The 8,908-nt window shown below is 73.6% G+C and carries 8 protein-coding genes; 5 read left to right on the forward strand and 3 right to left on the reverse strand.

Features of this window, described 5'->3' with window-relative positions:
- Window positions 1-34: 34 nt before the first annotated feature.
- The gene (locus tag L1785_RS22585; RefSeq protein WP_236091496.1) at window positions 35-1,150 is read right to left on the reverse strand and encodes a lytic polysaccharide monooxygenase; all 1,116 of its coding nucleotides are present in this window, start codon (window positions 1,148-1,150) and stop codon (window positions 35-37) included.
- A 144-nt stretch (window positions 1,151-1,294) separates the two neighbouring features.
- On the opposite strand from L1785_RS22585, the gene L1785_RS22590 reads away from it, so the two are divergent.
- Window positions 1,295-2,734: an MDR family MFS transporter gene (locus tag L1785_RS22590; RefSeq protein ID WP_236091497.1), complete on the forward strand. Its 1,440-nt coding sequence runs from the start codon at window positions 1,295-1,297 to the stop codon at window positions 2,732-2,734.
- A gap of 96 nt (window positions 2,735-2,830) precedes the next feature.
- On the opposite strand, the gene dnaG is transcribed toward L1785_RS22590, so the two are convergent.
- Both dnaG and L1785_RS22600 read right to left on the reverse strand, forming a co-directional pair.
- Window positions 2,831-4,819, reverse strand: coding sequence for a DNA primase (dnaG, locus tag L1785_RS22595; protein ID WP_236091498.1), 1,989 nt, complete (start codon window positions 4,817-4,819; stop codon window positions 2,831-2,833).
- 78 nt (window positions 4,820-4,897) lie between these two features.
- Window positions 4,898-5,755, reverse strand: a complete 858-nt coding sequence (locus tag L1785_RS22600) for an AraC family transcriptional regulator (protein WP_236091499.1) — start codon at window positions 5,753-5,755, stop codon at window positions 4,898-4,900.
- 52 nt (window positions 5,756-5,807) lie between these two features.
- Here L1785_RS22600 and L1785_RS22605 point away from each other — a divergent pair, with 52 nt between their 5' ends.
- The 4 genes from L1785_RS22605 to L1785_RS22620 all read left to right on the forward strand — a co-directional run bounded on the left by L1785_RS22605 (window position 5,808) and on the right by L1785_RS22620 (window position 8,897).
- Window positions 5,808-6,257, forward strand: a complete 450-nt coding sequence (locus L1785_RS22605; protein WP_236091500.1) for a VOC family protein — start codon at window positions 5,808-5,810, stop codon at window positions 6,255-6,257.
- A gap of 326 nt (window positions 6,258-6,583) precedes the next feature.
- On the forward strand, window positions 6,584-6,763 hold the full coding sequence (locus tag L1785_RS22610) for a DUF4236 domain-containing protein (protein WP_236091501.1): 180 nt from the start codon (window positions 6,584-6,586) through the stop codon (window positions 6,761-6,763).
- A gap of 4 nt (window positions 6,764-6,767) precedes the next feature.
- Window positions 6,768-7,571: a metallophosphoesterase family protein gene (locus tag L1785_RS22615; RefSeq protein WP_236091502.1), complete on the forward strand. Its 804-nt coding sequence runs from the start codon at window positions 6,768-6,770 to the stop codon at window positions 7,569-7,571.
- A 69-nt stretch (window positions 7,572-7,640) separates the two neighbouring features.
- Window positions 7,641-8,897 (forward strand): deoxyguanosinetriphosphate triphosphohydrolase, encoded by a 1,257-nt coding sequence (locus L1785_RS22620; RefSeq protein WP_236091503.1) that lies wholly within the window; start codon window positions 7,641-7,643, stop codon window positions 8,895-8,897.
- Window positions 8,898-8,908: the final 11 nt, after the last annotated feature.

Here is an 8,908-nt window from a genome sequence, read left to right on the forward strand (position 1 = left end):
CCTTCTCGAGGCGGACCGGACGGACGCAGGGCGGTCAGTTCAGTGAGCAGCTCGTCCCGTTCAGGGTCACCCCGGTCGGGGTCGCGGCCGTCCCGTTCCCGTTGAAACCGAACGAGACCGAGCTGTGGTGGCCGATCGTGGAGTTCCACGCCGCCGCCGAGAAGGTCACCGCTGACCCGCTCTGCACGTGCGTGCTGTTCCACGCCTGCGCGACCGTCTCACCGTTCGCGAACTGCCAGTGCAGCTCCCAGCCGGCGACCGGGACCGCGGTCTCGTTGTGGATCACGACGTTCGCGGTGAAGCCGCCGGGCCACACGTTGGGCCGCGTGTAGTCGACCACGCAGGCCGCACCCGTCGTCGGGTCCGACGGCGAGGGCGTCGGCGTGGGAGTGGGAGTGGGGGTCGGCGTGGGAGTGGGGGTCGGCGTCGGCTCTCCGCCGCCCGTCCCGAAGATCACGTCGGAGCAGTTGTAGAACGCCTCGGCGCTGTCCGACCGCTGCCAGATCGAGTAGATGATGTGGCGCCCCGACTTGTTCGGGAGCGTCACGTCCCAGAAGTACTCGTCGCCCTCCGGGCCGCCGGAGCGCAGCGGCGGGTTGGTGATCTGGTTGAACGGCGCGGCCTCGAGGTCGCTCCATCGCAGCGGCTGGCTCGGGTCCCACCCGTCCCGGGTGACGTACTGGTACCAGGTGCCGGGGTGCTTGGCCCAGGCGTTGTACTGGAAGGTGACCGTCGCGCCGGGGCTGAGCTGCGTCGTCGGCCAGTCGGTGCCGCCGCGCCGGAAGGCGCTGAACTCCGCCTTGGGGCCGCACAGGTTGCCGTCGGGGATGATCTCCTGGTGGCGACCGCCGGCGTCGCTGATCAGGTTGCCGAACCAGTTGTAGAACGGGTAGTTCCCGTTCTCGGCGAGCGCCTGGACGCACGCGGGGTTGACCGGTTCGACGTTGCCGCCGGTGCCATGGTCGATGCCGTCGCGGTAGCACGCGTAGGTGCGCGTCGCGGGGAACGTGAGGCCGCCGTGGCCGTAGGCACGCGGCGGGTCGGGCTGCACGAGCACGATGGCCGCGGCCGCGAGCAGGACGAGGACCGCGGCGAACGCCACGGTCCTCGATCTCTGCCCGAAGCCGCGCAGGCTCTGGGCGAGGGTCATGTCGACTCCTTCGTCGTAGGGACTGGGCGTCCCGATCGTCCGGCGGCAGCCAGCCGGTTCCCAGGCTGCGTAACGATTAAGCCCAGGGAGGAATACAGGATGCCCCGGGCAACTTGACAGTGACGTGCCCCACGGATGCCTCGCATGACCACGACCGCCCCGCCCACCGGACGCCCCGGCGTCGGCCTGCGCTCGGAGCGCGGCCCGATCCTGGGCTCGCTCATGCTGGCCACCTCGCTGGTGGCGCTCGACGCGACGATCATCGCCACCGCCGCGAGCGTCATAGCCCGCGACCTCGGTCACTTCGAGCAGCTCCCCTGGCTGTTCTCGACGTACCTGCTCGCGCAGGCCGTGTCCGTGCCGATCTACGGCCGCCTCGCCGACGTGCTCGGCCGCAAGCGCATGATGCTCGCCGGGATCGCGCTGTTCCTCGTCGGCTCCGTGCTGTGCGGCCTCGCCTGGTCGATGCCGGCGCTCATCGTGGCCCGCGTGATCCAGGGCCTCGGTGCCGGCGCCGTGCTGCCGATGTCCATGACGATCACGTCCGACGTCTACACCCTCGAGGAGCGCGCCCGCACCCAGGGCTACCTCGCTTCCGTCTGGGCCGTCTCCTCCGTCGTCGGCCCGACACTCGGCGGCGTGTTCTCGGAGTTCGTGAGCTGGCGCTGGATCTTCTGGATCAACATCCCGCTGAGCCTCCTCGCCGCCGGGATGCTCTGGCGCAGCTTCCGCGAGCAGCCCCGCGAGACCGCGCGCGAACCCATCGACTACCTCGGCGCCGCTCTCCTGACCGGCGGCAGCACCCTGCTGATCCTCGGCCTCCTCGAGGGCGGCACCGCCTGGGCCTGGACCTCGGGCACATCCGTCGCCATCTTCGCCGGCGCCGTGGCGCTCCTCGCCGCCTTCACCGTCTCGGCCGGGCGCGTCAGCCATCCGATCTTCGACCTGCGGCTCCTGCGCCGACGCGTGATCGGCGCCTCGACCGCCGGCTCGCTCGTCATCGGCGTCGTCGTGATGGGCCTGTCCACCTACGTCCCGGTCTACGCCCAGAACGTCCTCGGCACCGGTCCCCTCGTCGCGGGCTTCGCGCTCGCAGCGCTCACCCTCGGCTGGCCGCTCACCGCGTCCCTCGCGGGTCGGGTGTACCTGCGCACCGGGTTCCGGCTCACGGGCCTCATGGGCTCCACGCTCGTGCTCACCGGCGCCGCGCTGACGCTCCTGCTCGGCTCCGGGTCCGAGGTGTGGCAGGTCGCGGCCGCCTGCTTCGTCATCGGCGCCGGCATGGGCCTGACCGCCGTCCCCACCCTCATCGCCGCACAGACCAGCGCCGGCTGGCACGAGCGCGGCGCCGTGACCGGCACCAACATGTTCGCCCGGTCGCTCGGGTCCGCTGTCGGGGTCGCGGTGTTCGGCGCCGTCGTCAACGCGAACACGGTCATCGCCGCCGACGGCACCCCGCAGGGCACCGGCCTGACCCACGCGATCCACCTCGTGTTCTGGGGCGTGCTCGCCTGCGCGGCTGCGCTGTTCGTCGCGGTGACGTTCATGCCGCGGGACCGCCCGGTCCGCACGGTCACCGCCTGACCGCGACGGCTCGGCCGGTCCCCGTCGGCCGGTCGGCGCACCCGGCGTGCGCATGCGGCGCCGGGACGGCGGCGGCGGTGCGGCGCGCCGACCGCGTCAGGCGCTGTCGCGCAGCGTCCGGCGCTCGTTCTCGATCGTGAGGAGCGTGGCGAACGCCGCCTGGTACGCCTCGAGGTCTGACGGGTCGAGCCGCTGCAGGCGGCTGCGCGCGTCCGCGATGCGGCGGGTCAGCCCCAGGTCGAGCACCCGGCGTACCAGCCCGGCGACGTAGGGCGCGATGGCGGCCTCGCGGTCCTCGGGCAGGGACCCGACGGCCAGCTCGCCCACGAGCGGCGTGACGGTCTCGGGCGCCTCCTCGAGCACGGCCTCGACCCAGGCCTGCCCGCCGATCGCGCGCCCCGTCACGGCCCCCCCGGCGGCACGGATCGCGGCGTGCACGGCCCGCCAGGCCGGCACCGCGAACGCGTCCTCGCCCAGCCCGTCGAACGCCTCGGGCACGTGCTGCGGGTACTGCAGCACGGCGACGAGCGCCAGGCGCTCGTCGCGTGCCACGGGGTCGCGCGGGTCGGGCGCCGGCACCACGCTGCCCAGTCCCTGGGGCTCCCGGGACGGCTCCGCAGCGAGTCGCCCGCCCGGCCCGCCCTGGTCCCCGCGAGCGCCGGGCGAGGCGGGCGCGCGAGGCGAGCGACCGCCGTCGGACGCCGTGGCGCCGCGGACCGGCGTGGACCCCGCCCGGGAGACCTCCCGGACCACCGCCCGCTCGTCCGTGCCGATCCAACCCGCCAGCAGGCGTGCGTACTCCGGGCGCAGCGCAGCGTCGCGGATGCCCGCGATGACGGGGGCCGCCGCGCGCAGCGCGCCGACCCGGCCCTCGGCGGTGTCGAGGTCGAACCCGGCGAGGGTCGTGCGCACGACGAACTCGAACAGCGGCACCCGGCCGTCGACGAGGGCGCGCACCGCCTCCGGCCCCTTCGCCATCCGCAGGTCGCACGGGTCCATGCCGTTCGGCTCGACGGCGACGAACGTCTGCGCGTAGAACCGCTGGTCCTCGCCGAAAGCGCGGACCGCCGCCTTCTGCCCGGCCGCGTCGCCGTCGAAGGTGAAGATGATCTCGCCGCCGACCGACTGTCCCGACGTCAGCTGCAGGCCGCCGCCCGCAGCCGTGTCGCCCAGCAGGCGCCGCACCACGCGGGCGTGGTCCGCGCCGAACGCCGTGCCGCACGTCGCGACCGCCGTCGTGACGCCGCTGAGGTGGGCGGCCATGACATCGGTGTATCCCTCGACGACGACGATCCGCCTCCCCTGGGCGATCTCGCGCTTCGCCAGGTCGATCCCGTACAGCACCTGGGACTTCTTGTAGAGGCTCGTCTCGGGGGTGTTCAGGTACTTCGGGCCCTGGTCCTCCTCGTACAGGCGGCGGGCGCCGAAGCCGATCACCGCGCCTGTGACGTCCCGGATGGGCCACACGACGCGGCCGCGGAACCGGTCGTAGATGCCGCGCTGCCCCTGGCTCATGAGGCCCGAGGCGACGAGCTCCGCCTGCGTGAACCCCCTGCCCTGCAGGTGCCGCTGCAGCGCGTCCCAGCCCGTCGGGGCATAGCCCACCCCGAACCGCTCCGCGTCCGCGCGGTCGAAGCTGCGCTCCGCGAGGAACGCGCGCGCGGCGCCCGCCCCCGGGCCCATGAGCTGCTCCGCGTAGAACTCGGCCGCCACCCGGTGCGCCTCGATCAGGCGCTGCCGCTTGCCCGGCTCCTCGCGCGGGCGCTGCGGGGTGCCGTTGTCCTCGTAGCGGAGCTGGACCCCGAACCGGCCGGCGAGGTACTCGACGGCCTCCGTGAAGCCCATCCCGTCGACCTTCATGACGAACGCGATGACGTCGCCGCCCTCGCCGCAGCCGAAGCAGTGGTACCGGCCCACGCTCGGGCGCACGTTGAAGCTCGGGCTGCGCTCGTCATGGAAGGGGCACAGGCCCACCAGCGCGCCCACGCCCGCGGGCTTGAGCGTGACGTGCGCGGACACCACCTCGTCGATCCGCGCGCGCTCGCGGACGGTGTCCACGTCCTCGCGTCGGATCAGACCTGCCACGTGGGTGAGTCTAGGCCGCCCGCGCCGGGCTGAGGGCGGGGCGGCCGACCGGTGTGGACCCGCCGGCGCCTGGCCCCGTCACGCCGGGGCCAGCGCCTCCAGCGACGCCGCGCAGCGGCGGGCGTACGCGGCCGGCGTGGCCCCGGTCGCCCGGGCGAAGTCCGTGCAGAAGTGCGCCTGGTCGTAGTAGCCCACCTCGGCGGCGAGCCCAGCCTGGTCGCGGCCCGGGTCCCGCGCCAGGAGCTCCGCCGCCAGGTGCACGCGGTTCCGCTGGAGCACCCACTTGGGCCCCACGCCCACCCAGTCGGCGAACAGCCGCTGCAGCGAGCGCGGCGTGACGCCCAGCGCGGCGGCGAGCGCCGCGACGGGCTCCCCCGGGCCCAGGGAGCGGAGCACGGCGAAGGCCTCGGTGACGCGGCCGAGAGTCGCGGCGGCGGCCGACGTCCGGTTCCGCTCGGCGGCGGCCCGCAGCAGCGGCGTCAGGTGTCCGACGGCGGACTCCGCCCGGCCGGCCACCGCCTCGGTGACGGCGACGCGCGAGGCGGGCTCCGCCGTCGGGCCGAGGAACCGCGCGGCGGGGAGGATCAGGCCGGGGCGGCCCGCGTCCGGGAGACCCGCGAGAATACGCAAGGCGCCGGGCCGGAGCTTGGTGCCCACGACCCCGCCGGTTCCTGCGAGGGTGCGCTCGAACAGGCCTGGCGGCATGGCGTGCGCGGCGAAGACGTCGGCCTCCGCGACGACGTTGCCGCACGGGTGCGGTACGACGACCTGGGTGAAGGCGACGCCCGGCGCGAGGTCCCAGGTGATGACCCAGTGCCACTCGACGAGGTCGGCGAGGTCGGCTGCGGGCGGCAGCCGCATGAGCGTGAACCCGCGGTGCGCCGCGGCCGGGTCGACGATGCCGAGCGTTGGCCGCGTCGGCGCTGCTTCGAACACGCGTCGCATTCTTCCAAGACCTGCACCGCGGCGCGAGGCCAGCATGGGAGGCATGAGAATGTCACCCCTTCACCCCAACATCACGGTCACGGGAGCCCGGGAGGCGATCGCGTTCTACGAGGCGGCGTTCGGTGCCGAGCTCGTCGACGCGGTCACGGCCGGGGACGCGATCATCCACTCCGACCTCGTGCTGCGCTCCCCCGCCGGGGAGTCCACCTTCACCGTCGCCGAGGCGTTCCCGCCGGACTCCGTGGCGCCCGACGGCGGAGCCACCCACGCGAGCTTCACGGTCCCGGTCGAGGACACCGACGCGGCGTACGCCCGGGCGATCGAGGCGGGCGCGACGAGCGTGACGGAGCCTGGGGACTGGTTCGAGGGGTTCCGGCAGGCGGCGGTGCGCTGCCCGTTCGGGCACCGCTGGTTCCTCGTCACGGTCGCGGACTCCGTGACGGCCGCCGACGTCCAGCGGGCGAGCGACGCGTGGATGGCCGACCAGTCCTGACGCGCGCCTCCCGCGAGGGTCCAGGCAAACCGAGGTCGGCGGAAGCCAAGAAGTCCTGACGCGCGCCTCCCGCGAGGGTCCAGGCAAACCGAGGTCGGCGGAAGCCAAGAAGTCCTGACGACGTCCAGGGTCCGCTTCGAGAAGGCGATCAGGTATCGCTTCGGCCGTGATAGCGATACCCGATCGCCTTCTCGAAGCGGACCGGCGCCGGCCGACGTCGGCGGAAGCCAGAAAGTCCTGGCGCCGGTGAGCCGGAGTTTGTCCGTGTGCGGCGCTTCGCTACCCTTTGACCGGTTAGACGTCGTCCGAACGATCGAGGAAGCACCATGGGACTCCTGTCCGGAATCAAGTTCCGCAAGCGCATGTCGTTCGGCCCGGTGAAGTTCAACTTCACGCAGCGGGGGTTGTCGTCGTGGAGCCTCAAGGTCGGCCCGTGGTCCTGGAACTCCCGGACCAAGAAGCACAGCGTCGACCTGCCCGGTGCGTTCAGCTGGCAACAGAAGTAGCCGGATGAGGGAGCCTCGCGAGGACCCGGCCGGGCCGGTCGAGCCGGCCGGGCCGGCCGGGCCGGTCGAGCGCATCGCGGTCATCTCGGACGTCCACGGCAACCTGACCGCGCTGGAAGCCGTGCTGGCCGACATCGCGTCCCGCGGGATCACGCGGATCCTCAACCTCGGCGACAACGCGGGCAAGGGCCCGCGCGGCAGCGCCGTCGTCGACCGGTGCGCCGAGGTGTGCGAGGTGAACATCCGCGGCAACTGGGACGACTTCCTCCCGGCCATCAAGGACGACGAGAGCGCCGGCATGGTGTGGTGGCGCGACGAGCTGCGGCCCGACCAGCGGGAGTGGCTCGCCGCGCTGCCCGAGAGCCACGACCTGCTGCTCAGCGGCCGGCGCATCCGGCTGTTCCACGCCTCGGCGACGAGCGTGCACACCCGGGTCCACTTCCACCACACCGGCGCGGAGTTCGACGGCATGTTCGCCGCGACGCCGATGACCGGGCCCGGCCCCGAGCCCACGGTCGTGGGCTACGGCGACATCCACGACACCTACGTCGAGGTGCGCGACGGCCGCACGCTGTTCAACGCCGGCAGCGTCGGCAACCCGCTCGACGAGCCCGTCCCGGTGTACGCGATCCTCGAGGGCGTGCCGGGGCCGGCGGAGCCCGGCCCGTTCGGCCTGGGGTTCGTGCGCGTGCCCTACGACGTCGATACGGAGGTCGCCGTGGCGCACGAGCTTGGCATGCCGGAGGCCCTCCCGTGGGAGGTCGAGCTGCGCACGGCGGTGTACCGGGGGCGGCAGCCCCGCGACTGACCCGGCGGGGCCCCGCGAGCAGGCAGGCGCGTGGCCGGAGCACACGATCCGCGTGGCTAGAGTGAGGTCGTGCACGAGGACTACACCGCGGCGGACGCCGAGCGCTGGGTGCCGGAGCCGCCCAAGTCCAGCGCTCGCACGCCGTTCGAGCGGGACCGCGCCCGTGTGGTCCACTCCTCGGCCCTGCGCCGGCTCGGCGCGAAGACGCAGGTCCTCGGCCCGGGCAGCGACGACTTCGTCCGTACCCGGCTGACCCACTCCCTCGAGGTGGCCCAGGTGGGCCGCGAGATGGGGCGGTCCCTCGGCTGCGACCCGGACGTGGTGGACGCGGCCTGCCTCACCCACGACCTCGGCCATCCCCCGTTCGGCCACAACGGGGAGTCCGCGCTGGCGGACCTCGCCTCCGGCATCGGGGGCTTCGAGGGCAACGCGCAGACGCTGCGCCTGCTGACCCGCCTGGAGCCGAAGGTCTTCGCAGACGACGGCACGCCCGTCGGACTGAACCTCAGCCGCGCGAGCCTCGACGCGAGCGTCAAGTACCCGTGGGCGTTCGGCGCGGGCCCCGCCCGGCCGGACGGCCTGCCCACGCACAAGTTCGGCGTCTACGACGACGACCTGCCGGTCTTCACCTGGCTCCGCGAGGGCGCACCCGACGGCGTCAAGTGCCTCGAGGCGCAGGTCATGGACCTGGCTGACGACATCAGCTACTCGGTGCACGACGTCGAGGACGGCGTGGTCGGCGGCCGCCTCGACCTCGCCCGCATGGACGACGCCGAGGAGCGCGCCCGCGTCGTCGAGTACGTGCGCGCCTGGTACGGCTCGTGGAACGACGCCGACGCGCTCGACGCCGCCATCTGCCGGCTCAAGGGCACGGGCTACCTCGTCACCGAGTTCGACGGGTCGCGACGGGCGCTCGCCGCGCTGAAGGACGCGACGAGCCAGCTCATCGGGCGCTTCATCGGCGACGCGCTGGCGGCGACGCGCGCCGAGTACGGGGACGGTCCGCTGACCCGGTACTCCGCGCGCCTCGTGGTGCCCGAGGAGACGAGCGCGGAGATCCTCGCCCTCAAGGGCATCGCGGTCGCCTATGTCATGGCGCCGCGCGAGCGCGAGCCGCTGTACCTGCGCCAGCGCGAGATGCTCGCCGAGCTGGTGAAGGTCCTCGCGGACCGCGCCCCGCTCGCGCTGGAGCCGCCGTTCGCGGCGGACTGGACGGCCGCCCCGGACGACGCGGCACGCCTTCGCGTCGTGGTCGACCAGGTCGCCTCGCTCACCGACGTGTCGGCGATGCAGCTCCACGCCCGCCTCGTCCGCCCGGGGGTCTGAGGCCCGCCCGA

The organism is Antribacter soli (assembly GCF_021568775.1).
Lineage (GTDB): Bacteria > Actinomycetota > Actinomycetes > Actinomycetales > Cellulomonadaceae > Antribacter > Antribacter soli.

Excerpts from the sequence above, each read along its gene's own strand:
- L1785_RS22585 (WP_236091496.1), bottom strand. The coding sequence starts at position 1,150 with ATGACCCTCGCCCAGAGCCTGCGCGGCTTCGGGCAGAGATCGAGGACC.
- L1785_RS22590 (WP_236091497.1), top strand. The coding sequence starts at position 1,295 with ATGACCACGACCGCCCCGCCCACCGGACGCCCCGGCGTCGGCCTGCGC.
- L1785_RS22605 (WP_236091500.1), top strand. The coding sequence starts at position 5,808 with ATGAGAATGTCACCCCTTCACCCCAACATCACGGTCACGGGAGCCCGG.
- L1785_RS22610 (WP_236091501.1), top strand. The coding sequence starts at position 6,584 with ATGGGACTCCTGTCCGGAATCAAGTTCCGCAAGCGCATGTCGTTCGGC.
- L1785_RS22615 (WP_236091502.1), top strand. The coding sequence starts at position 6,768 with ATGAGGGAGCCTCGCGAGGACCCGGCCGGGCCGGTCGAGCCGGCCGGG.